Below are 23,666 nucleotides of genomic sequence, written 5' to 3'. Positions count from 1 at the left end.
TGGGTATTATTAAATTAGATTCACCCGCTGACGGAAAAAACCTAGTCATGCCTACGGATAAATCAGAGCTTTCGTATTAAGCTCGCTCCATGGTGGGACAGTGACTTGCGTTCTTCAAAAGGCGTCAGCTGATAAAACGAGACGTTAGCCGAGCACGAACGACCGGTTTCGCGCAATACCTCCCCATGCGGTGGTCACCCGCGATGTCCGCTACCGGGCGGAGCAAGGTTTGCCTCCATAGCCGCGATGAAGCGCATTGCCGGCGGTGCCGCCTGGTAGCACTTGGGTAGAAAGCGATCAGCAGTTTTGTCTGACACGGAAATTCTGACCTGCTATTTCGAGTACGTGGCCTTGTTGTCGCCTGGGGGTAGGTTTTGAGCCGAGCACTGATAAATGAATATCGCGGTGACCTGGATCGCCTGCGCGCCGTTTCTGGTAGTCGGCGGGAGAGCGTGCTGCGCGAGGCTTTCAAGGATCTGCTCAAGCGCTGGGGCCGTGCCAGCGATCTGCAATTCGTCTCCGAACACGACATCGTCACTCGGCAGAAGAACCGCATCTACCTCGATGGCGCGCTGCTGCATGCCCTTCGCGTCCCGTTCGGCTATTGGGAGGCGAAAGACGCCGACGACGATTTGGATGCCGAGATCGTCGCCAAGTCGCGTAAAGGCTATCCGCGCGACAACATCATTTATTCGGATGATCACACCGCGATCCTGATCCAGGACGGCTTAGAGGTGGCGCGCGCGCCGATGGACGGCACCGAAGCGCTATATGACCTGCTGATCACCTTCTTCGCCCACGAACGGCAGGAGATCGCCGATTTTAACAAGGCGGTTAAACAGTTCGGACAGGATCTCCCTGCCGTACTCACCGCCCTGCGCGAACTGATCGCCGACAAGCGCAAAGCGTCGAAAAATTTTGTGAAGGCCGAGAAGGCATTCCTCAAGCATGCGCAGGACGCGATTAACCCTGCGGTGAACGAGAGCGACGTTCAGGAAATGCTGATACAGCATATTCTGACTGAAGACATTTTCGCCAAGGTGTTTGACAACCCCGATTTCCACCGCCAGAACAATGTCGCCTCCGAACTCTATAAGCTGGAGGAAAAGCTGTTCGGCTATGGCGAGAAGCAACGCCTGTTACGCGCGCTTCAGCCTTACTACGCCGGCATCGCGCAGACCGCGGCAGTCATCCAGAGCCATTCGGAAAAGCAGGGTTTCCTTAAGGGACTCTACGAGAATTTCTACAAGGTCTACAACGCAAAGGCGTCCGACCGGTTGGGCGTCGTCTATACGCCGGGCGAGATTGTCCGCTTCATGATCCGCTCGGCGGATTTGTTGTGCGAGAGGCATTTTGGCAAGAACCTGATCGACAAGGGCGTTGAGATTCTCGATCCCGCCACCGGCACCGGCACGTTTATCGTCGAGCTGCTCGAACATTTCCGTGGTGATCATGCCAAGATGCGTCACAAATATAAGGAAGAGCTTCACGCCAACGAGGTAGCAATCCTTCCCTACTACGTTGCCAACCTGAATATCGAGGCAACCTTTCAGGCGATCACGGGCCAGTTCGCAGAGTTCGAGAACCTGTGCTTTGTCGATACGCTGGATAACGTCGATGCCCTCGGCATCCACGCCGGCCACCAGTTCGATTTGTTAGGCACGCTGAGCGACGAGAATATCGAGCGGATCAAACGCCAAAACCGTCGCAAGATCAGCGTAATCATCGGCAACCCGCCCTACAACGCCAACCAGCAGAACGAGAGCGACAACAACAAGAACCGCACCTATGCCCACATAGATCGACGTATCAAGGAAACGTACATCAAGGCGAGTACCGCGCAAAAGACCAAGCTCTACGACATGTACGCTCGCTTCTATCGCTGGGCGAGCGACCGGCTCGGCGACGACGGGGTGCTGGCGTTCGTCACAAACCGTAGCTTCATAGAAAGCCGGACTTTCGACGGTTTTCGGAAGGTCGTCGCCAAAGATTTTAATGAAATGTGGCTAATCGACCTGGGCGGAGACGTGCGAGAGAACCCCAAGCTTTCAGGAACTCGGCACAACATTTTTGGTATTCAAACCGGAGTGGCGATCGCTTTTCTAATCAGAAAAAAGGATGCACGAAGTTTTTCATTAAAGTACGCTCGTCGTCCAGAAGAGGAAATTGCGGAAGATAAACTAGCATGGCTTGGGGGTGCCAAGATCGAAACACTCCACTTCACGACCGTGAAGCCTGACGCCGCTGGAAACTGGATTCAGGTAGGCGGCAACGAGTTCACGGACTTCCTGCCTGTTGCGGATAAAGCGACGAAGACAAAGCAATCTGCAACTCGTGATAAAGCGATATTCCGCCTGTATTCACTTGGAATCGTCACCGCTCGCGACGATTGGGTATACGATCAATCCCGGGCGAATTTGGTCGCTAAAATTACGCACCTGAGAGAGAATTATGAAGCTGCGATAGGCGATCTCACGCCATTTTCTTCGACAGATAGTGCGGAGCCGAGGTTTGGTAGTCAGATCAAGTGGACTCGTTTGCTAAAATCGCTGGCGCGGTCGCGAAAAATGCTAGCGGAAATCCCTTTGAGGCCTGCTGCCTATCGGCCTTTCACATCACGGTGGCTGGCCTACTCACCACAAGTAAACGAAGTTCACTACCTTAACGAGCAAATTTTCCCGGTATCGATTGAAGCCAAAAATCTTAGCATCACGTTTACCGGACCAGATTCGCAAAAGCCATGGCTGGCGCTCGCTGTAAATCAGGTGCCTGATTTACACTTCGTGGGCAGCGCGGCAGGCACAATGGAACTTCCACGCTACCGCTACAGCAAATCAGGTGAACGGATCGACAACATCACCGACTGGGGGTTCAACAAGTTCGTTGCACACTACGGCAGAAAGGGCATAACCAAGGATGCGATCTTCCGTTACGTCTATGCTGTCCTCCACGACCCCGTGTATCGCGAGACATATGAATTGAATCTTAAGCGAACATTTCCGCGCATTCCCTTCTATCCCGATTTCGCCAAATGGGCTGCATGGGGCGAAACGCTGATGACGATGCACGTCGGCTATGAGGATGTTGTACCCTGGCCGGCCAAGCGGATCGACACACCTAGCACCCGTGCCGCCGGCACACATCCCAAACCCTTGCTCAAATCGGATTCCGCCGCAGGCGTCATCCACGTTGATGCTGATACCCAGATCACCGGAATCCCTTCAGAGGCATGGGGCTATCGCCTCGGCAACCGCTCGGCCATCGATTGGGTGCTCGATCAGCACAAGGAGAAGAAACCCCGCGATTCCATGATCGCGAAAAAATTCAACACCTATAGCTTCGCCGACCGCAAGGAGAGCATGATAGCGCTTCTCTCCAAGGTCGTGCGCGTCAGCGTTGACACTGTCGCGATCACCGAGGCAATGAAGGCTGCTCAGCGCTCGGCATAAGTGTCCGCGTCATGAAGGGACGTCATTCAGACTGGGTCTCCATGCCTTACGACTTTCAGCAACTTTCACCGCACGACCTCGAGACTCTTGTCCGGGACCTTCTTCAGGCCGAGTGGGGCGTCTTACTAGAAAGCTTCAAGACCGGCCGCGATGGTGGCGTCGATCTCAGATACGCCCGCGGTCCGCACAACTTGGTGGTCCAGGTGAAGCACTACGTGAAGACGGGGGTGACGGGTCTTATACGCGACCTAAGGCTTGAGGTCGCTAAGGTCACGGCGCTGAAGCCGACCCGCTACATTCTAGCGACCTCGGTCCCGCTCTCGCCTGCCAACAAGCGGGCGATCGCCGAAGTCTTTGATGGCGCGCTGGCGGTTCCGGATGTTTTGGGTCGGGAGGATCTCAACAACCTGCTCAGCCGACGCCCGAACATCGAGCACAAGCACTACAAGCTGTGGCTTGCCAGCCGTGCGGTTCTCGACAGGGTGATGCACAGCGACGTCCTTACCCAGACCGAGTTTCAGGTCGAGAAGATCCACGCTACTATCCGCCGCAACGTGCGGAGCGACGCTTACCCAAAGGCGCTAGAGATTCTCGACCGAGACCGGGTGGCTATCATCTCGGGAGCGCCGGGAGTGGGTAAAACGACCTTGGCTAACATGCTGCTTTACGCGCACCTGGAGCGTGACTGGGAGCCAGTCGTCATTCGCCGCGATATCGCTGAGGGCCAGAGGCTATTCCAGCGAGGCAAGTCTCAGATCTTCTATTTCGACGATTTCATGGGCGCGACCTTCCTCGGCGATCGTGCATCAACCTTACTGGGCAACGAGGATCGTGCCATCTCCGATTTCATCGACGCGATCAGGGCCTCGCCAAACGCCCGCCTAGTACTGACGACGCGTGAGCACATTTTCGGACAGGCCGTGGCGGTCTCGGAGCGATTGCGTCAAGCGGGCCTCGACAGCCACAAAATAGTGCTCCGGATCAGTGACTACAGCTTCGGCCAGAAGGCTCAGATTCTCTACAACCACCTCTACTTCAGCGACCTCTCCGACCCATACAAGGACGTGTTGTTAGAATCCGACTTCTATCTTGAGGTCGTCCGGCATGCGAAGTTCAACCCCCGCCTCATCGAGTGGCTGTCGAGCTTCAGCCGCATTCAGTCAGTCCCGCCGAGTGGCTATCGTGATTTCATTCGCAATCTCCTTAGAGACCCTTCGGAGGTCTGGCTGCACGCCTACGAACAACAGCTGAGCGACGCCGGCCGCTCCCTCCTGCTCGCGCTTTATAGCCTCGGCGGAAAGGCGGAAGGCTCACTCCTCCAACCGGCCTTCAAGAAGCTCCACGAGGCCCGCGCAACGCGTTGGGGACTGCTGCGACGGCCGGAGGATTGGGCGACCGCCATGTCCGAACTCGCCAATGCGTTCCTTCGGCCGACGGGCATGAACGCCTTCGAGGTTCTTGACCCCTCGGTGATGGACCTTGTGAACGCCGTGATCCGTAAGGCTCCGGAGAACGCGGTTGATCTGATCCTTGGCTCAGTCGATTTTAGCCAAGTCGAACGGGTGTGGGAGATCGGCAAAAGAGGCGTCCCCGGCATCAGGGCGGCTCTGGTCGAGGGCGGCGCGCCGGTCGCCGCGGCCATCAAGAGCCGAGTCCTGAGGCCGCATCGGCTGGTCGCCTTCGGGGCTGAACTCGGTTTGATGCGGTGGACTGGGGAGGCCCGTCTCGCCGCCACCCTGCCGCTTGCCGACGCAATGAAGACCCAAGATATGCTCGATCTCGCCAAGTCGCTTGAGGATGCGCTGATCGCAGAGTGGCTCGATCGGGGTGTGCGAATCAATGATGGTGTCGAGGCTCTGCGTGTCCTTGAACGGGTTTCATGGGAACCGCTTAAGGCCCCCGAACTGGAGCGCCAGCTGGCCGAACGCCTCATAAAACGGGCGCAGCTTGGCTGCCGGTCGGATGAGCTTCGAGAGATCGTGAGCGTACTCGACCTCGAGGACCCCGAGAACGCGGCAGCCCTGACGTCCTTGCGAGCCGCATTCGAAGCTTCAAGGGAATCCATCGCATCTGAGATCGGAGACTGCCGCAAGGATGACGAGTTCAAGGGCCTAGAAGAGGACTTCGAGCTTTTCGCATCAAGCCTTGGCGTTGACGTCAGTCGGGAGATGGAGCGGCTGCACGCGGCCTACTCCGAGTACAATGACTACGAGGAGCAGCGGGCCGACCAGATGATGGATGAGTATAAGGATCGCCACCGCGAATCCCGCGCATCCGAGGATAGCGTTCGGGACATGTTCGGTTCGCTGCGCGGCGACCGCGGGGACTAGCACCGGCCACACTACGCCAGCTATCACTGACTATGGGCTGGAAGCGGCCGTTCAGCTTCCGGGGTGAATTGCTCAGTAAGCTGACAGTCCGCTTCCGACTCGCCCGAGCGCGTAGGCATCGCCAGGTTGCCCCAGGAAATGAAATAGCAAAGGTCGTATGCCTGCTCATTGTTAAAAACGCCGCTGTCTTCCTGGGTAAGCTTGCGCTATCCGTTGTCGTCCTTGTGCGGGTTCAAGGCGGTGGCTGGCGCTGAACGCTTGAGCGCTTCCGACAGTACGGACATTCGACTGTGTACGCCGGAGCCAGCCCGAAAATGCTCCGCGTTGTGGTACGCTTCCGCGGTCGCCCTGCCCTTGGCGGCTTGGCCGAAAATGGACTCCCGAAATAGTCCTTGTGTGATGCCTCTCCAGCTTCGGAAAGCTCAATCGGATAGCGCGGCTCAAACGTCCTGTCGGTCAGTTCGAGCGTCTGAATCTTGTGGTAAAAAAGGTCTTCATCCCTGAGCCACTGGTAGCCACCCCTCAGATCCCAGACGCAGAAATATGGCGCGACAATTTGGATGGGAAGCGCGACGATCAGGATGAAGAGTTTGGTGGCCGCGATTTGGTGAAGATGGGCTGTGAATCGGTGAGTTGCAAGGGCTATTTTTCGTAGTTGACGCTGCGCGACACCAGGCCGGTTTTTGGATTGTCGCGGAGCGCGTCAATCAGGATGACAGATGTTTGCCGCGGGCCGCTGTGAACGCACCAAAAAAGCCGGCCTCCGTTTGAAGCGGGAGGCCGGCCTTCATTTGCGCGACAATCTATCCTAACGTTTGTTTGTCGCGGCGCGTCAATCAGCGAGGGCCGAGGCCAGCGTTGCCGGCGTGCCATCGCTGTTTTCCGTCAAACGGGATATTGCGGTTTTGCGCCTGTAGCTCTCGACATTCATTTCGAAGATCGTCGCGTGATGAACCAGTCTGTCGATGGCGGCCAACGTCATGGCTTTGTCGGGAAAGACCTTGTCCCATTCACCGAAGGGCTGATTTGCGGTGATGAGAAGCGAGCGGCGCTCGTATCGCGCACTGATCAGCTCAAAGAGCACACTGGTTTCCGCCTGATCCTTGGTCACATACGCCATGTCGTCGAGCACCAGCAGATGGTACTTGTCGAGCTTTGCGATGGCCCCTTCGAGATCGAGATTGCGGCGGGCGGCTTGCAGTTTCTGAACAAGGTCGGTGGTACGCGTGAACAGAACACGCCACCCATTCTCGATCAGCCCGACGCCGATGGCGGCCGCCAGATGCGATTTTCCGCCGCCTGGCCCGCCAAACAGCATCAGATTGGCGCCGTTCTTCAACCAGACATCTCCCGCGACCAATGCCATGACCCGGGCCTTCGAGACCATGGGCACAGCCGTGAAGTCGAAGGCATCGAGGGTTTTCCCCGGAGGAAGACGCGCTTCAGTGAGGTGGCGCTGCATACGCCGCGTTTCGCGTTCGGCGACCTCGAACTCAGCAAGCGCCGCCAGCAGCCGGGAAGCCGGCCAGCCTTCGGTGTCAGCCCGCTCGGCGAAGGTGTGCCAGGCCCTGGAGATGCCCGGCAGCCGCAGATCGGTGAGCATCAGGGACAAGCGCGCGGTATCGACAGGATCGTTGGGTCTCATGCCGTGACCTCCACGCGGGTGCCGATAAGCCTGTCGTAATCGACCAGTTTACCCAGATTGACGCTGACCTGCGGGACACAGGCCGGGTTCGGCGCGAACCGGGCGCGCATGCCGTCAAGCGTCGGCAAGGTTCCCGCATCGAGCTCGCCCTGGATGGCGTGGGCGAGTGCGGCCTCGACATTGCGCTCATGGGCCAGGCTCAGCAGTTCCACCGTCAGGCGGCAGGCATCGCGTTCCGGCAGCCTCTCCATGGCGGCATTGTAGAGATTGCGATAGGCATCCCTGGGGAAGAGCTGATCGCGATAGCCGAGTCTGGGCAAAGCCCCCGGTTTCTGGCGCAGGGAATGAATGACGTGATGATAGTTCACGACATGCTGGGTGGGGCCGAGCTGGCCTCTGACGCGCGGCAGCTTCATCAGGGACGTGCCGCCGAGGAACAGTTCGATATGCTCCTTGAAGAGCCGTGCGCGCAGCCGATGTCCGATCAGCCGTGAAGGAACGGTGTAGAAGACCCGGCGAAGGGTAAACCCTCCACTGCTGGTGACGTAGACGATCTCGTCTTCGCCTTCGGGCTGGCGCTTGCGCGGCAGCGCCAGCAGGCTTTCGCGCTCAATGGCGATCTCCCTGGCCCGACGGGCATTGCGCTGGCCGACAACCTCGTCGATGAAGGCGGCAAAACTGGTGACGTCCGCAAAGTCACGCGTTCCGCGCAGGAGAAGAGCATCTTCCAGTTCCCGCTTCAGATCGCCATGGGATCCTTCGACCGCGCCGTTCTCGTGGGCGACGCCGCGATTGTTGCGGCTGGCCTTCATGCCGTAATGGGCGCAAAGCGCTTCATACCGATCTGTCATGTCCTGTGCGGTATCGGCATTGAGATTGCGGAATGCAGCCGAAAGACTGTCCGTGCGGTGATCGCGCGGCGCGCCGCCGAGAGACCAAAGGGCGTTCTGCAAACCACTTGTCAGCGCGGCAAAACTCTCGCCGCCTTCGACAATCTCGGCATGCTCGAATCCACTGTATGCAAGTCGGAAGTGATAGAGCAGGTAATCGAAGGTCACGCTGGCGATCGTGACCTTGAGGCCCGGTGCATGGGTAAAATCCGACAGCCCCATGCGTCCCGGCTCGTGAACCTGCCGGAATATGACATCCTGATCTCCTCCATGGATCGCGCGCCATGCGCGGATCCGGCGCTCAAGTGTGCGGCGAATACCAGAATCGAGCTCGGGATGACGCTTGCAAAGCTCACGAAGAATGCCGACAGGGCGCAAGCCGGGAGCGCTTTGCAGCATGGGAACCACCTCTTCGGTGAATATCCCTTCCAATGGATCAGGCCGACGTCGTTCGTGTTTGGACTTCTTCTCGCTTGGTGGACGGGGGTCTGATTCGATCCGATAACCAGTGGATGGGCTGAAACCTGATTTGGCGGCCGCGACAGGGACACTGTGCTTCTGGCGATTTTGCATATAGAGCCTCGATTGTTGATCCGTGATGTGACTGCCGGACATTCATTCTTCCTTTGAGCGGGAAGAAGAAATGCACCCGACACATCGCGATCACCAGACGGCGTGAACCCTATGTGGGTTCGCGCCGTCGCCAGGAACGTCCCTCCAGTCGGGCTACGCCCTCCCTCCGTGACGTCCCTGGCGACGCTCCCATCCTGATTGACGCTCCTTCCAGGTTGATTGCCGCGCCGTACAGAAATATTCCGAGGCAGGCTTGTTTTGCGGACGTTTGTACGAAAGGGCATAATGCGGCTCGATGTCCCGGCGGCGACCATCGTGCACTACGCCGCCTACCAGTTCGACGACTCTAGGTCGACTGAAACATTATCGCCTTCAGACGGATCAGCGCAGGTTCCAGTCGGGTCATGCTGCCTTCTGCACTTCCGCGATCTTCTGGAACTCCGCAAGAATGTCAGGATGACGGTGTGCCAGGTGCCGCACTACCTTCGCGTTTTCGAGTAGGCGGGTCACATAGCCGGTCGCGAGGATGACATCCAGGTGATCGCTTCCGTAGTCCTGCTCAATCGCTTTGAACTCACGGTCGAGCGTGGCCGATTCACCCTCCATCATGTCGATCTGCTGTTGGCTTAGGCCCTTTACCGTCTTGTTGCCCCGTACCAACTGGCTCACAGGAGTCGCTGCCACCAAGGACTTCGCATAGCTGATCGAGTACTTGTTCATCGCGATCATCAGCTCGGCCGCCTCGATTTGCCTGATTGATTTCAGTTTTTTCAACTCTCCGAACGTGTTGATCGGCACGTGTTTGTCCTTAAGCAAGTCCACGACTTCCGGACAGATGCCCTCCAGCAGACTGCGTTTGTGGCGGATGCTGGTTATGTTGACATTCAATGCCCGCGCGAGCCGCTCTTCCGACACGCCTTTCTCAATGGCCTTCAGGATCATTTTGTGTTCTTGGATGATGGCTATCCGGCTGATTCGCTTGTTGTATGTGAACGCCTCGTCTTCTGTGGCCACCAGGCACACAACTTCGGTCTCACCACGCGCTCGCAGGATGTCGACCCGGATATGGCCGTCAAGCAAGTGGAAGCGATTTCTGTCCGTGCTGTCCCTAACCACCACCGGGGGTTCGATGATGCCGACTTCGGCAATTGAAGCCGCGATCTGGGCATACTTCACTGACTTCAGTACCGATGGTGTGATTTGCCGAAGAGGCAGTATCTCATCGATCGAAATACGGAGACTGGCTGTTTCGAACGCGATTTTCACGAGAGCTATTTTTGCTGCTGCGCTCATGGGGTTGAGGCCTCCAAGCGATCTAGACGCTGCGCCAAATTCTTAGGCAAGGTCGTTAGTCCCTCCTTGGTGAGGAGGTCCCGGAAACCTTCATCGTTCAGCAGCCTTCGCAGAGCTTCAGCGATAAAAATGAGACGGTTGCTCGCCGCCTGCGCACGTCTGATCAGCAGACGTTTCCTGTCCGTGTCTTGTTGATAAGCACGGACGAGAGCCTCGGTCGACAACTTCCTTGGCTTCAAATGGGGATTGCTCTTCAGCCGCTTGCCCTGAACGCGCCGTTGCTCCACAAGCCGTTTCGCCGCAAGGAGTTTTCGGCCGCGAAGCAGGTTCTTCTCATAGGCGTTCTGGAGTGCGGCCTGGACATCCTGATCGTCTGCCTCCGCTATGTCGAGCGCGACGCTGAAGGGGATCTGACCAGACTCGACCGCACGTAGAAGGCGCTGCTCGCCATTCTCGAGAAGTCTGACCACTGCATGAACGTATTCCGCCGTAAGTCCTGTTTTCCTCGCGATGTCAGCGATCGGATGCCCTTGCTGCTTCATCCGGCCGATATCATTGAGAAGATCGATCGCCTGGTGTTTCCGACGAGCGCAATTCTCGACCAGGCTCGCTACCAGACAGTCTTCTGGATCGGCTGTGACTACAAGGGCGGGGACCTCCAATTGGCCAAGTGCCTTGTAAGCCTCCAGCCTACCCTGTCCGCAAACCAGATCGTAGTAAGGTCCCCCCGCCTCGGGCCGACGGGCAACTGTTATCGGCCGTTTCAGGCCGATCTCGGAGATGTTGTCGACGATATCCCTAAAGATTCGCTTGTTGCGTATTCTGGGATTGACGATCGCAATCCTGTCGATGGGGATCATCTCGACCCGCTGCGCTGGCATCGCCGCCATTAGGCCGCCTCCTCTATGGGGGTTCGTTGTGACATCGCATAAAAGGTTTCGAGCGTCTCGAAACGGTATGCATCGAGGGATAGCCCGTTGTGCTCGCAAAGACGCAAGACGGCCGTGTGCATGTCCAAACGGGGAAGCAGATAATAGTCTCGCGGCTGCGCATTATTTGAATCCATGCGTATTGCGACCGTCAAATCTGGGTTCAGCGCCGTATCCAACCGCAGCTTCCATCGAAGCGAACCCGCCCCAGTATGGAAGCATCTGACGATCACAATGCATGCATTGAACTCGTGGTTCACCGTCAGCATGTCCGTTGATGATTGCTGTTCCACAGTTCCCCCGGCCGCCCTGATTCCCTCGATCACTTCGGCCATCACATAAGGATGCATTCTTCGCAGGGCGCGGTTTATCTCCAGATATCGATAGTCGTGATCCGGAACGAATCCGATGAGAGCATAGGCGCGAAGCAGACTGCCGAAGCGCGATAGATACGAGCTGCTCGAGGGGCAGTCCTCTGCCTCGTCGATAATGATACCAGACAGGTAACCGTTCTTGGCCAGGATTGCGGCGAGGAGGTTCAGCATGGTCTCGTCCGACAGCCGCTCAGACCTTGCTCCGATGATGGCTTGCGCCTGGCTGAAGGACTCCTTGTCTACGATCGGTTCGAACACCTCGTCGGCTCGTATCCAAGCGTCCTCAGGATTTCGGACATGCGACTGCTTCAGCTTGAAGGACGTGCGGCCCCACACGTTGTTCCCGATGTATTTCTCATTGATCAGGAGCTGGTGCACCGTAAGCGGTCAGCCGATAACGTCAGGCCTAAAGTTCCAAGGCATGAGCATTTCGATTTCGGATGCCGGCCAGCCTTGAGCGATGCGGGTCAAGGTCTGCGAGAGCCAGTCGAGCGGATCGACGCTGTTCATTTTGCAGGTTTGCAGCAAGGTGGCTACCGTCGCCCAGGTTCGTCCACCGCCGTGGCTGCCGGCGAATAGACTATTCTTTCGCGTGATCGTCTGGGGCCTGATTGCACGCTCGACGATATTGGAGTCGATTTCGATGCGACCGTCCATCAGAAAGCGTTCCAGCGCCTCCCGCCGGGTGAGCGCGTAGCGGATCGCCTCGGCGGTCTTGGATTTTCCGGAGACCTTGCCCAGTTCCGCTTCCCATAGATCGAAGAGGCTCGCGACAATGGCCACGGACTTTTCCTGACGCAGCGCGGCGCGGCTTCCGGCATCCTTGCCGCGAACCTCGTCCTCGACCTTCCACAATTCGGTCATGGCGATGATCGAATCCGTCGCGGCCTGCGAGACCCCGCTGATGTGCAGGTCGTAGAATTTGCGCCGCAGGTGAGCCCAGCACCCGGCGAGCCGGATTGTTTCATTGCTGCCGGCTTTGGCCCGTGCCTTGACCAGGTTGGTATAGGCCGAGTAGCCATCCACTTGCAGGATACCGCTGAATCCGGCGAGGTGGCGCGCCACGCAATCCGCACCTCTGCTGTCTTCAAAACGATAGGCAACCATTGGCGGACTGGTTCCGCCATAGGGTCGGTCATCCCGTGCGTAGGCCCACAACCAGGCTTTCGTGGTTTTCCCGGAACCAGGGGCAAGGGTGGGCAAGGTCGTCTCGTCGGCGAAGACCCTTTCGCCCTCCTTGATGCGCTCCAGTATGTAATCAGCAAGCATCTGCAGCTCGAAGCCCAGATGCCCCATCCATTGCGCCATCAACGACCGGCTGATCTCGACGCCGTCGCGCAGATAGATCGCCTCCTGCCGATAAAGCGGGAGGCCGTCGGCGTATTTGGAGACGGCGATATAGGCGAGCAGCCGCTCCGTCGGCAGGCCGCTTTCGATGATGTGCGCCGGCGCCAGAGCCTGGACCACGCCGTCACGGCCCCGGAAGGCGTATTTGGGACGGCGCGTGACGATGACCTGGAACTTCGGCGGCACGACGTCCAGCCGCTCGGATCGATCCTCGCCGATCAGAACCTTTTCAAGCCCCTCGCAGTCGGCCGGGATTTCCGGCTCGACGACCTCCTCGATGCGTTCGAGGTGGGCAGCAAAGCCCTTGCGCGGACGCGGGGCGCGCTTCGGCTTGTTCCCGACCGCGCGGTCGAGTTCGCTCCGGATTTCCGAAAGGCCGGTCTCGACCTCTTCGAAGGCAAAGGAGGCCTGCTCGTCGTCGATGGCCAGGCGTAGCCGCTCGGAACGCGTGCCATGTTGCGTGCGCTGTAAAACTTTCAGGATTGACGTGAGATTGGCGATCCGCTCGCTGGCGCTTTTCTCGACAGCTTTCAGCCGGGCGACCTCCGCCTCAGATGCTGCGATCCGAGCGTCGGCGACTGCGATCCGGGCCTCGCTTGCAGCCTGCTCGCGAGCCATGGAAAGGATCATCGCCTTCAGCGCATCAACGTCGTCGGGAAGGGCAAGACCCGGTAGAACCATGGCAAGCAACAGAGCACAAAAACAGCCGCTTTCCCAACCGTTCCAGCCGCATGATTCATCTTGCCGCAGGCCGGTTTCAGCCCGTCGATAACGGCCGCCTGACCCTGGCCGGACGAATCTTTTTCCAGTCCAGTCCGGCCAGAAGCGCCATCAACTGGGCGTGGTCGAGACGCATGCGCGCGGCCGATATCCCCGGCCAGCAGAAGCTGTGATCTTCCAGAGTCTTCGAATAAAGACAAACCCCGCTGCCGTCCCACCACACGATGCGAACCCGGTCCGCACGCTTCGAACGGAATACGTGAAGTGCCCCCGAGAATGGGTCCAGGCCGCCATCCCTGACCAGCGCCATCAAAGATGCCGCGCCCTTGCGGAAGTCGACCGGCTGGCACGACACGTAAACCACCACACCGGAAGCGATCATGCCTTACGAACCGCGCGGATGATCCTCGCCAGGCGATCGGGATCGACATCGCCGCCGGCGCGCACCACTGCGTCGCCAATGACGATTTCCACCGTGTCGCTGCCCACCGCTTCAAAGCGCGTGAACTTCGCCGGCTTGCTCGCTCCCTCCGTCAGTGGCGCAACCATGCCCGACGAAAGCGCCTTGCGGCGCCACGCATAGAGCTGCGAGGGGTCCAGCCCCTCGGAACGCGCAACCGCCGAGACATTGCCCCCTGGCGAGAACGCTTCGGCGACAAGCCGTGCCTTCTCTTCGTCCGACCGATGGCGCGGCTTGCGTCGGGACGGCACAGGCTCCGCCGTCAAAATCTCGAATGTTCGATGATGGCTCATACTGTCGCTCATAGGATTCTCCGCATGATTCATGCTGAAAATGAGCGATCAACCGCCTGCACGCTACGTGGGGATGCCTACGCGCTTACGGTGCACCGTCCCCCTGGTCCAAGGTCGCCCAAGGTCTGACAAGACGCCGCGGGCGTTCAAAATGTCGGCAATTTCTCGCTCGGTGCGATCTTCGGTTACGAACTTGCGATAGACCTCTCGTACGGTATCGACCTCATGTTTCGGGCCAAGGACCAGGATGACCCGATCGGTCGCGATGCTTTTTTGTTCGCCTCGCACGAGCTCTGCTTTTCGATTTTGGTTCTGATCGACAAGAACCCGGCGTAACCCGTACCCGGCGGTGCCGCCTTGCCGAAATCCAAGCCGGATTAGATGAGCCTGGCCTGCGAAAACTTTCACGGAGAGCTCACGGCTGTATTCACCCGCCATCGCCCGCTTTACTGTCTTCACGATGGAAGAGCCGATGCTCCCGTCGTTTTCGAACTGCTCAGCGCAGTAGTGCACGCGAATCCCCGCGTGCTTGCATCTAAGCTCGATCGCGGCCGCTTCGTCGGGGTCCTGGAACCGACCCCATCGGCTCACGTCATAGACAAGGATTGCTGCATAGTCCGCGCGACCGCTTTCGATATCGCCCAAGAGAGACTGCAAGGCATCCCTTCCGACAAGACGTAGGCCGCTTTTGCCCTCGTCCGCGTAAGTCCGGACGATTTCAAAGCCGCGCGCGTCGGCGTAACGTTGTATTGCCGACGCCTGGTTGTCGGTCGAATACTTCTGGTGCTCGGTCGACATGCGAACGTACTGGGCAGCTCGTATCCTCGATCGCGGGTGCCCGGCTTCGTTCGCACCCGTCTGGTTCCAATTGATTACCATTTCGGGCCACGTGCGAAAGATGCAGGAAGCTGGGAGTAATTTAGAGCAAGGAGCCGGAAAGATGTTTCCGAAAAGCGGCAATAAATTTCCCGAAGGATCCGTTCCCGCAACCGAAACAGTCTATGCAGCAGCTATCGCCAAAGCATTGGCATCTGAGGTCGGCACCAGCCGGTTAGCGACGAAAACCGTGATGTTTTGGACGGGTGCCAGCGACCGTAGTGCGAGGCATTGGTTGAACGGAGACCATGGCCCTGGAGGTTTGCACTTGATTCTGCTGGCCAGGAACTCGACGGCGGTAATGAGGACAGTCATGCGGCTGGCCGATCGACACGGATTCGAATTGGCAATTGAACTCTCGGCCGCACGCACAGCCCTTATTCGAGCCACCGCAATCGTCGAAGCCCTGTCATCCAACGACAGTGAAGTCTGATGCGCCGTATGACGCTCCCCTGGACCGGTCTGCCTTTCTTCCGATTTCAATCTTAACCAAAGTTGTCGAACCCGCTTCGCTACCGGCTTCGCGCGTCCGCGCCGCCGGGCGGAATACCGAAACAACCAGGGGCTGCCGCAACCTTTCTGCGATGGCTCTAGCAATCTTCCGGAAGTCCAGCGTGGCGTGGCCGCGCGAACCATCTGGAAATCGCGACTGTGCCCGACCGGCGAGCTGAATGCACAGGCCATACTGAAGCAACGCAAATCGATACGGTTCGTGATCGAAAGACGCCGCGAACACATCTGCCGAAATGCCCATATGACGAGGTGCACGGACCAACTTCCCGCGCGCTCCTTGCCTCTTGGTCGCGATGGCCTTTGGGCAGATGTCGAACAGGTGGAACACAAGGTGCTCTGACACCAGTTTTGTGAAGCGCAAGAGGTATCTGTCGCGGACACCAACCTTGGCTAGTGCCGCCGCTGCCGCCGCGTCGATCAGCGCGTATACGTTCTTTTGCGCTACCACCACTTTCTGATCTACCCACTGCTCAAGTTGAGCCTCGTCTACCCCGGCCAGACGTGCGATCTCCACGCGGTCGAACTCTACAAACTCGTTTTCAATAACGCCTTCACACATGAGCGTACTCCTTATGTTGAAATTATTGCAGCGTCGGCAAGCCGATCATCGATGCCAAATCGTGTGACTCGGAGGCGCGTCGCATGGGCAAGCGGATCGCCATCTGTGCGAGGAAGCCGCCTGCCCGCTCGGCAAGCCGTTTCCCGGCGGAATCGAGATCCAGGACGGCGCCCCTCACATGCTCGTCATCCGAAATCCGCCTCTTGAGTTTAACCGCAAGGTTTGCCGGCTTGATAACCGCGAACTTGGCGGTCGATTCTACAAAGGTGCGTCGTAGAATGGTTTCGTCGGTTCCCAAGTTTGAAGTAACTGTTCGAAACCTTCCTGTTTCAGACTCTTTAATCACGCGAGTGAGCGACGCCGACCGCCGCAACGCATGATACAGGATGCAGTGGGAAACCTTCCCGGCGATGTTCGCTGCGTGAAGGAGCGGAATATCGAGCGCCAACATATCGCGGATGGCGCAGAGCCGCGCGACATCGGAGGAGCGAGGCAGCCTTTTGCCTTCCGGCATAAACCGGATGCCTGATTTAGCCCAGTCATCCAGGGTATTCGAGTCGATTTCGGTTATGTCAGAAAGACGATGCCGACCGAAAGTATTCTCGAAATGTTGGATAAACCTTCCATCCTCATAAGGAATCTCGTTGGAAGCCACAGAAGGCCCCAAGGATAGATAATACTGGAAGAACTCCTGGTTAGACTCGAAGGTCACCAGCTGCAGATTTGGCAAGATTGCGTATGCATTCATTAGTACGGCCTTTTCAATCGTGGTGGGTCAATTCTGGGTGTCAGTTTTTTCCGCGCAGTCTCGATCGGCATAAGTGTCCCCACAGCGCCCCGATGCTCACCCCAGTCAATTGCGGGCGCCAAGGCAGGCGGCCAACTGCTGACCCCCGCAAACGACATCCATGAAAGTGAGTTTCCATTCAATCAATCCATCTTGTCGGACGGACTCTTACCATATTTATGCGGTATCGCAAGTATAAATTTTCGTTAACGATAACGTTACTTGGTTAACGCAATGATATTTACAGACTACATCGCTTGTCCAGAATTACTTTACATCGATTTTTAAAAGGCAAACCTGCCAAAATGATTTGACAGCGCCCGGATAAGGATTTTAATCCGCGAAAAATCACCCGCCGCCAAGCAACAAGGTGCGGAGACGGCAAACCAATAGGAGGCTTGAATGCGGCCGCGATCATCGATCACGCCAGAATATTTCGGGCTTTGTGAGGCCCCATTCCGAATGCGCCAGCCTGTGAGGTTTAGTCGCCGCGGATTGATCGTTGGAATGTCTTGCGCATCAAAGCTGTTGGGTTCTCGTCAGCATGGATCGTTGCTGGAGCGAGATCTCCACACCCTGCTGGAAGCGGACCCCTCATTTGAGAGTTTCGTGCTTGAGGCGCACTCACTCATTTACTTCGCTCCTGCGGAGCATGGCCATTTCCAACGGCGCACTTACACTCCAGACATCGTCGCCCGAACGATTTCCGGCGAGATCGTGGTGATTGAGGGAAAGGCAGCGGCCCTCCGGGCAAAGGCGAACTGGGCTGAGAAGGAGCATCTGATCCGCGACGCATATTGGTATGATCACGGTGTCCGGTTCTGCGTGCTGACGGAGTTCGAGATCCGCAAGGAGCCGAGACTTTCGAACTGTAAAATCATCGTCAGCCGCGCACGCGGAGCCGACGACCCTGACCTGGCACTGCGCCTTGGCGATGCAATCCGACTTCGCCCACACACGCTCGGAGAATTTTATCGCGTCATGCCGGCGCCGAAAGCGTCGGTCTTCGCCACGATTATGGCGCTGGTTTACCGGGGCAAGGCTCAGTTCGATCTGGCGCAGCAAATGAGCGAAGGATCTCTCTTCTCTGAGGCGCTTGCTCGATGAGTGGGAGAACGGAGACCCGCAGAACGGAATCTGGGGTGCACGCACCGGATGGGGCGCGAGCTTTCGAAATCCCGCTCTTCTCCGAGATCAAGATCCATGACCGCCGATATTTCGTACAGCAGCGCCTAGGAGACCAGTGGGTTTTGATTGACCGGCAGAACGCCAGCCCGGCGCTGCTGACGGACGCTCAGATCGGCAACCTCATGTCGTCAGGGGACTTCGTGGTCGAGCGGATGGCTGCGGGTCTCAAGTCGGCTCCCATTCCCCCGTCGCCGTTGTTGACAAGTGAGACAAACCACCGACAGAACCTTCGAAAGCATGCCTACGTCGAGGAATGCCGCAGACTTGGCGACCATCTACGGCGGTCGAGATCGATACTTAAGCCTGTCATCGCGGAAGTAGCGTCGCGACGTAGCGAGAAAGCGCCCGGGTTCACGACAGTTCTCTCTTGGCTCGACGAAGCGGAGCAGTTTGGACAGCACTTTGGCACTGCTGCCTATTCTGACCGCCACTATCTCAAGGGCGGACGTGGAACACGCCTGCCGAGTTGGCAGGAGAACGCCGTCGACAGTGGGATAGAAGCCTGGCTCTCCGTCAGCCGCATGCCAAAATCTATGGCTTACGCGAAAGTCTGCGAAGCTGTCCGTGAGTTTGACGAGACATTCGGCGCGTCGTTGGACAAGAGCGCTTTGCCGTCGAATCTAGTCGCGTCGGATGGCGGACTTTTGCCTCCCTCCAAGAGGACCTTTGAGCGGCGGTGTGATGCCGTCGACCGGTATACACGCGACTACTACAAGCGCGGACCGCATTTCGCCGCCAACAACAACCGTACCTTTTCAACGCGTCCGCGGCCGGCAAGGCCCTACGAGGATGTCGAAGTCGATCACTGCACCCTTGACTTGATCATCGTCGATGAAGGTGGGTGTATCTTCGGCCGTCCAGACTTGGTCGTATTCCGCGACCGCGCGACTGCCATGATCGCCGGTTTCTCGATCGGCTTCGAATCGCCTAGTTACACTTCGTTCCTCGAAGGATTGCGGCACGCGACCTATCCAAAGTCACTGGACGGAGTTCCCGGAATAATCAACGCTTGGCCATGCTACGGGCGAATTGAGAACCTCTGGGTGGATAACGCCTTCCATCTAGTCGGCAACAACATAGCCGAAGCGGGTCGTGAACTCGGAATCAACATCGAGCGACTGCCTCCACGGTCCCCGTGGATGAAAGGAGCGTTGGAAAGGTTCTTCCGATCTATGGGAGTGGGCCTTGTACACCTATTGCCAGGGACGACGTTGGAACACGTTCTCGCTCGTCGGGACCATGAAAATCTCGGCGATGCGACATTGACGCTGCCTGAGCTTGAAGGGCTCGTCACAGCTTGGATCTGTGACGACTATCATCAACGCCCAACGAAAGGCCTGGGATTCATCCGCGGGCACGGCGACATTCCCTCAAGGGTGTGGACCGAGCTTGCTGCAAAAAGCCCGGCATCACTGCCACCCAACCGCGATTTGTTTACGTCGCTAGCAGGGGACACGGCCTACCGCACTATACAGCGAGATGGGATAGCGTGGGACTGCATCAAATACGAGGGGCCTCAACTGTCAGCGGCGTTGACAGACCCGAGGCATGGCCTAAGGCGAGAAGGAGGCTCCTCAACCAAATACAAGGTCGTGCGCGACCCTTATCGGTTGGCAGAGATCAGTCTGGTCAATCACCACGCTGGCGAGATCATCAACGTTCCGGCGACGGCTGCCCATCAGGAATACGCATCGAGCGTAACACTGCACCAGCATCGCGTCATTCTCGCTCGGGCGGGCGAGCAAGCGCGCGGAAACGTCGACATCAAGACTCTCATGCGCGTTCGCGCTGAATTGGCCGACTTGGTCACGCGCCTCCTCGGCAAACGTCCAAAGACAGTCCAGAAGAAGCTCGCGCGCTTTCTGCAGAAGGAGGCAGCGTACCGTTTGGCTAGCAAAATCGTCACCGTGCCGGACACTAGTGCGTCCGACTTCCTTGGGTCAGACCTGCCGTTCGGGGAGATTTCACGACCGCCTGCATCGTCACTCCCCGCTCAACATCCGGCCATGGACCCGCTGACGGCACAGCAAGACAGCGAAGCGACCGGCACCATTCCGACCTTCGGAAGTCTCCCTTCCGTCTCGAGCGGCAAGTCAGCCGACGACATCGACGATCTGGAAGAGTTCAAGAAGCGTAAAGCGTGGAGCGTATCGGATGGACGACACATCTGACCGGCTAAGAGCCGCACAACTGCCTGCTGCCGAGCGGCAGGCAATCCTCAAGAAGCTGATCATCAATCATGACCGTCTCGCCGAGGGGATGGACGCTCTATCTCGATTTCACATGCCGGTCAAAGGCGGCGTTCACGACACGGGGTGCGTGTCCGCGATAGTGGGAGATAGCAGGACTGGTAAATCCTTTGCGGCCTCGGCGTATGCGCGGCACTTCCCGCCTGTAACAGGCGAAAAGGGAATGATCTTACCAGTCCTTTTGGTTGAAACGGCACCGACTGGAGGCCTAAGGCCCGTGCTGGAGAACCTCGCCAACGCTTTGGGAATGCTACACTCCCCACGCATGAATAACGCCTTGCTGACGATTAACATCCTTGAGGGGCTAAAATATCATCAGGTCCAACTTTTGATCTTTGATGAGTTCCAAGACGTTTGCGACAGCAGGAATGTTCGGTTGGCGGTCGACGTGAAGCGTTTGCTTCGCAAGATTCTCAATCTCGATACTCTGAATATCGTCTGCATTGGCTTGCCAGAGACGTATGAGATTTTGGCAAACGACGAGCAACTCGTTGGACGCGGCGGACTGCAGCATGCCCACCTCCATCCCTACACATGGGACAGCCAGGAGGAACGGATGTCGTTTCGACTCCTGTGTGAAAAGTTCGACGAGGGCATGCCTTTCCAGGAGAAGTCAGGCCTGGGCGTAGCCTCGGTCGCACAGCGGCTTCATTGGGTTTCCGACGGAATTATCGGCAAGCTGAAGAACTTTTTGTTCCAAGCCGGATGTTTGGCGATCAACGACGGCTGCGAGCACGTGACGTTCGAACATCTTGCGATGGCTTACAGCGCGATCAAGCCACCGAAGACGATCTTCAATCCGTTCGTCGATGATTGGAGCCAGAGACCGACAGAGCAAAGTGAATTGCCTCTGTCATCTGCGCAGCACGCGCTTTCCAAGCGGAGCGTTGCCCATGCTTGACCGTGTCGGTTCAGGAATACGGGTGCCGGCTGTCAGCCGCTGGGGCATTGAGCCCCTCGTTGATGAACCGGCACACGGCTTCTTTTTGAGATTGGCAGCGCTCAACGGCCAGATATCAATCCGGCCCTTTGCTATGGCTCTAGGACTCAATGGGCGGAACATAAAACCTCAGGAAATGCTGAGCTTCTGTGAGGAGCTTCCCATCCTCGGGCTCGACATCCTCCGCAATTCAACCCCGCATTTGGCTGAAACAGTCGTCTTTGTTCGCGGCGAGCGGCTTAGATTTCGGCGCGATTGGTCGATCACACATCGCAGGTATTGTCCGCGGTGCATCAAGGAGTCTTCCCATCATCGATTTTGGTTCGACCTTGTGGTTTCACGTTACTGCCCTCTTCACGATCTTGAACTGCGCTCTGACAAGAACGGTATGATCTGGGCATGGGGACGTTATGAACCGTCCCCAGAGATCAATGAGAAGCCTATTGTAAGCTCGGCTGGAGCTTTCAGCCGCTATCTTGGTGGCCGGCTCGGCGTGGGTGAGCCCTTCCATGTTCTGCAACTTGATAGACTTGAACTCGATGATGCAATTTACCTCTGCATCGTAATCGGAAATGTTTTGCTGTACGGCTGGCGCAAGGCGCTACCGAAGCGCGGCTGGCTCGAAGCAAAGCAGACCGCAGTTGAACGCGGCTTTGAGTTCCTTGCCAACGGCCTATCGATCGAGGATCTCTGCGAACAGTACCTTTGTTCAACTCCCTACCTGGTTTCAGGCAAGCTCACTTGTACAGATACTCCGAAGGTTCTCGGTTGGCTGCATTCGGCAAAGACGAACAAAATTCACGAGCAAGGCATTGCACCGCTGCGAAACTGCATCGACCGCCTTGTCGTCGAGTACGGGGCGTGCAGGCGCTTGCGCCGCAAATTTCCTCCTTCTCAAGTTGAGCGCAACACCGCAGCGGCAGCGGCGCGGCTCGGTTTGTCCCGTGCGGAATTGCTTAAGATCGCCTCGTGGAATCCCGACAAGGAGCCTCGCTCGGGTGTCGCGCAATCGCATGATGTCTCGGTCGATGCCATTACTCGAAAGGCAAAACTTCTATGTTCGCCGAAGGAGGCGGCGAGCATTTTAGGAGTGACCCCGAAGCAACTCGCTCTTCTCTGCAAATCGGGCTTGGTCAACGCTGTGTTCGGCATGTCATCCAGATCAAGATCTTTGTACGAACGGAAGGTACTCGAACAGCTCGTATCACGCGCCCTTTCGAGGCACACAGGCATTCCAAATATTTGCGAAGGGCTCACCCTGGATCAGTTTCGGGCAAAGGCGCTTTGTTCGTACCCCAAGGCGGTGAAACTGGTGCTTGACGGCAAAGTCGGTGTGAGTGGGTTGTCGGAAGGAGGCTGCGGTCTCTCCAAGTTGCGCCTTGTGCCGCCACCGCCAGCGTGGAAGAGCGGCCGAACGGCTCGATTTATTGTCAGGCGCAAACTTGCACCGCCAGGATACCTTACTCTGGCAAAGGCTGCGTCTCTCATGTCGGTGCCGCCGCATGTGATAGCAAAGCTTGCCCGGATTGGCGCACTCGAACACATTGTGACCAACAAACGGATTTCATCTGTAGCCCAGGCTTCCGTCGAGGCGTTCGCAAGTCACCACGTCACCGCCAAAGCCGTCGCGGTCCAACTTGGCTGCGCCACGGCGAAAGCCGCCCGAAAATTGCGCGACATGGGAGTACCTATCCATTTTGACCGCAAACAAGCCGGGGCCTGCTTCCTCAAACGGCGCGATGTAGAAGCCGTTATTGGAGGGCCTCTCCAACAGGGCAATGCCGGCATATTCTTCGACGGCTTGCAGAGAGCCATACTCCGTTCGGAGTTCGCACATCACCTGGAATGGGTTCCGGGTTATTCCTACGCGTTCCTGACCGGGATGGGCGGCAAGGTTCGATTGTCCGTAGAACTTGGAGCCGACAACGACACAGTGAGATTGGTCCTTCCGTTCAAAGGTGTGCGCAGCCAGCGCGTTTTAAGGGGTAGTGTGGAGGAGCTTGTCGGGGTCTGGCCACAAGCTCACGTCACCACATTGCAAGACGGCAATGCTGCGCTTGCGGAGGAACATCGGTTGCCCCAGATGGCCGGTTTCGACCCGTCCGTCTTTAGTTGGATTGAGTCGCGTGTGTTATCAATCAGGGCGGTGTTAGGCCGCCGCTGAAGTGAGCCGTTACAGCGTTTTTCTTGACTTCCGACGCATAGAATGATAGGTGTAAATTCCTATTTGCAACAGATCGGAAGATAGAAG

The 23,666-nt window shown here is 57.6% G+C and carries 16 protein-coding genes and 2 pseudogenes; 7 read left to right on the top strand and 11 right to left on the bottom strand.

All coding sequences use genetic code 11. The features are described from left to right. Nucleotides 1-374: 374 nt before the first annotated feature. Together HB777_06990 and HB777_06985 are read left to right on the top strand one after the other, a co-directional pair. Nucleotides 375-3,449, top strand: coding sequence for an N-6 DNA methylase (locus HB777_06990; protein ID QND63669.1), 3,075 nt, complete (start codon nt 375-377; stop codon nt 3,447-3,449). Nucleotides 3,450-3,490: 41 nt separating this feature from the next. Further along, a complete protein-coding gene (locus tag HB777_06985; GenBank protein ID QND63668.1) occupies nt 3,491-5,779 on the top strand; it encodes a hypothetical protein in 2,289 nt (762 codons plus the stop codon). Between the two features lie 832 nt (nt 5,780-6,611). Here HB777_06985 and HB777_06980 read toward each other — a convergent pair. The 9 genes and pseudogenes from HB777_06980 to HB777_06940 all read right to left on the bottom strand — a co-directional run bounded on the left by HB777_06980 (nt 6,612) and on the right by HB777_06940 (nt 15,182). Further along, nucleotides 6,612-7,424 carry an ATP-binding protein gene (locus tag HB777_06980; GenBank protein ID QND63667.1) on the bottom strand — a complete coding sequence of 271 codons (813 nt, stop codon included), beginning with the start codon at nt 7,422-7,424 and terminating at the stop codon, nt 6,612-6,614. Further along, on the bottom strand, nt 7,421-8,929 hold the full coding sequence (locus HB777_06975; protein QND63666.1) for an IS21 family transposase: 1,509 nt from the start codon (nt 8,927-8,929) through the stop codon (nt 7,421-7,423). Before HB777_06975 ends, HB777_06980 begins: the two co-directional genes overlap by 4 nt. Nucleotides 8,930-9,289: 360 nt before the next feature. Continuing rightward, the gene (locus HB777_06970) at nt 9,290-10,180 is read right to left on the bottom strand and encodes a ParB N-terminal domain-containing protein (protein ID QND63665.1); all 891 of its coding nucleotides are present in this window, start codon (nt 10,178-10,180) and stop codon (nt 9,290-9,292) included. Then, nucleotides 10,177-11,070 carry a ParB N-terminal domain-containing protein gene (locus tag HB777_06965; protein ID QND63664.1) on the bottom strand — a complete coding sequence of 298 codons (894 nt, stop codon included), beginning with the start codon at nt 11,068-11,070 and terminating at the stop codon, nt 10,177-10,179. Before HB777_06965 ends, HB777_06970 begins: the two co-directional genes overlap by 4 nt. Continuing rightward, nucleotides 11,070-11,864: pseudogene (locus HB777_06960) on the bottom strand (recombinase family protein). The gene HB777_06965 and the pseudogene HB777_06960 overlap by 1 nt, the downstream one beginning before the upstream one ends. 6 nt (nt 11,865-11,870) lie before the next feature. After that, complete coding sequence (locus HB777_06955) at nt 11,871-13,511, bottom strand: IS66 family transposase (GenBank protein QND63663.1); 1,641 nt, start codon at nt 13,509-13,511, stop codon at nt 11,871-11,873. Between the two features lie 76 nt (nt 13,512-13,587). Next, nucleotides 13,588-13,932, bottom strand: a complete 345-nt coding sequence (gene tnpB, locus HB777_06950) for an IS66 family insertion sequence element accessory protein TnpB (protein QND63662.1) — start codon at nt 13,930-13,932, stop codon at nt 13,588-13,590. Beyond that, nucleotides 13,929-14,315, bottom strand: coding sequence for a transposase (locus HB777_06945; protein ID QND63661.1), 387 nt, complete (start codon nt 14,313-14,315; stop codon nt 13,929-13,931). The genes tnpB and HB777_06945 overlap by 4 nt, the downstream gene beginning before the upstream one ends. A 75-nt stretch (nt 14,316-14,390) precedes the next feature. Beyond that, a pseudogene (locus HB777_06940) lies at nt 14,391-15,182 on the bottom strand (recombinase family protein). A 61-nt stretch (nt 15,183-15,243) separates the two neighbouring features. Between HB777_06940 and HB777_06935 the strand changes: the two are divergent. Continuing rightward, nucleotides 15,244-15,612 (top strand): hypothetical protein, encoded by a 369-nt coding sequence (locus HB777_06935; protein QND63660.1) that lies wholly within the window; start codon nt 15,244-15,246, stop codon nt 15,610-15,612. Here HB777_06935 and HB777_06930 read toward each other — a convergent pair. Both HB777_06930 and HB777_06925 read right to left on the bottom strand, forming a co-directional pair. Next, nucleotides 15,589-16,251 (bottom strand): hypothetical protein, encoded by a 663-nt coding sequence (locus tag HB777_06930; GenBank protein ID QND63659.1) that lies wholly within the window; start codon nt 16,249-16,251, stop codon nt 15,589-15,591. The two genes, HB777_06935 and HB777_06930, sit on opposite strands and share 24 nt — an antisense overlap. Before the next feature lie 22 nt (nt 16,252-16,273). After that, complete coding sequence (locus HB777_06925; protein QND63658.1) at nt 16,274-16,981, bottom strand: hypothetical protein; 708 nt, start codon at nt 16,979-16,981, stop codon at nt 16,274-16,276. Nucleotides 16,982-17,590: 609 nt separating this feature from the next. Here HB777_06925 and HB777_06920 point away from each other — a divergent pair. Genes HB777_06920 through HB777_06905 form a run of 4 tightly spaced genes read left to right on the top strand, consistent with a single transcriptional unit; the run spans nt 17,591 to nt 23,579 of the window. After that, a complete protein-coding gene (locus HB777_06920) occupies nt 17,591-18,145 on the top strand; it encodes a hypothetical protein (protein QND63657.1) in 555 nt (184 codons plus the stop codon). Nucleotides 18,146-18,180: 35 nt separating this feature from the next. Then, nucleotides 18,181-20,397, top strand: a complete 2,217-nt coding sequence (locus tag HB777_06915) for a transposase family protein (GenBank protein QND63656.1) — start codon at nt 18,181-18,183, stop codon at nt 20,395-20,397. After that, nucleotides 20,381-21,376, top strand: coding sequence for an AAA family ATPase (locus tag HB777_06910; GenBank protein ID QND63655.1), 996 nt, complete (start codon nt 20,381-20,383; stop codon nt 21,374-21,376). The genes HB777_06915 and HB777_06910 overlap by 17 nt, the downstream gene beginning before the upstream one ends. Beyond that, nucleotides 21,369-23,579: a hypothetical protein gene (locus HB777_06905; GenBank protein QND63654.1), complete on the top strand. Its 2,211-nt coding sequence runs from the start codon at nt 21,369-21,371 to the stop codon at nt 23,577-23,579. Before HB777_06910 ends, HB777_06905 begins: the two co-directional genes overlap by 8 nt. Nucleotides 23,580-23,666: the final 87 nt, after the last annotated feature.

Source organism: Mesorhizobium loti, assembly GCA_014189435.1.
GTDB lineage: Bacteria > Pseudomonadota > Alphaproteobacteria > Rhizobiales > Rhizobiaceae > Mesorhizobium > Mesorhizobium loti_G.
The sequence above is the reverse complement of the archived record's forward strand: the minus strand, read 5'-3'. Positions and strand labels throughout refer to the sequence as shown.

Coding starts and splice junctions, on each gene's coding strand:
- HB777_06985 (QND63668.1), top strand. CDS start 3,491: ATGCCTTACGACTTTCAGCAACTTTCACCGCACGACCTCGAGACTCTT.
- HB777_06980 (QND63667.1), bottom strand. CDS start 7,424: ATGAGACCCAACGATCCTGTCGATACCGCGCGCTTGTCCCTGATGCTC.
- HB777_06975 (QND63666.1), bottom strand. CDS start 8,929: ATGTCCGGCAGTCACATCACGGATCAACAATCGAGGCTCTATATGCAA.
- HB777_06970 (QND63665.1), bottom strand. CDS start 10,180: ATGAGCGCAGCAGCAAAAATAGCTCTCGTGAAAATCGCGTTCGAAACA.
- HB777_06965 (QND63664.1), bottom strand. CDS start 11,070: ATGGCGGCGATGCCAGCGCAGCGGGTCGAGATGATCCCCATCGACAGG.
- HB777_06955 (QND63663.1), bottom strand. CDS start 13,511: ATGGTTCTACCGGGTCTTGCCCTTCCCGACGACGTTGATGCGCTGAAG.
- tnpB (QND63662.1), bottom strand. CDS start 13,932: ATGATCGCTTCCGGTGTGGTGGTTTACGTGTCGTGCCAGCCGGTCGAC.
- HB777_06945 (QND63661.1), bottom strand. CDS start 14,315: ATGAGCGACAGTATGAGCCATCATCGAACATTCGAGATTTTGACGGCG.
- HB777_06935 (QND63660.1), top strand. CDS start 15,244: ATGTTTCCGAAAAGCGGCAATAAATTTCCCGAAGGATCCGTTCCCGCA.
- HB777_06930 (QND63659.1), bottom strand. CDS start 16,251: ATGTGTGAAGGCGTTATTGAAAACGAGTTTGTAGAGTTCGACCGCGTG.
- HB777_06910 (QND63655.1), top strand. CDS start 20,381: ATGGACGACACATCTGACCGGCTAAGAGCCGCACAACTGCCTGCTGCC.
- HB777_06905 (QND63654.1), top strand. CDS start 21,369: ATGCTTGACCGTGTCGGTTCAGGAATACGGGTGCCGGCTGTCAGCCGC.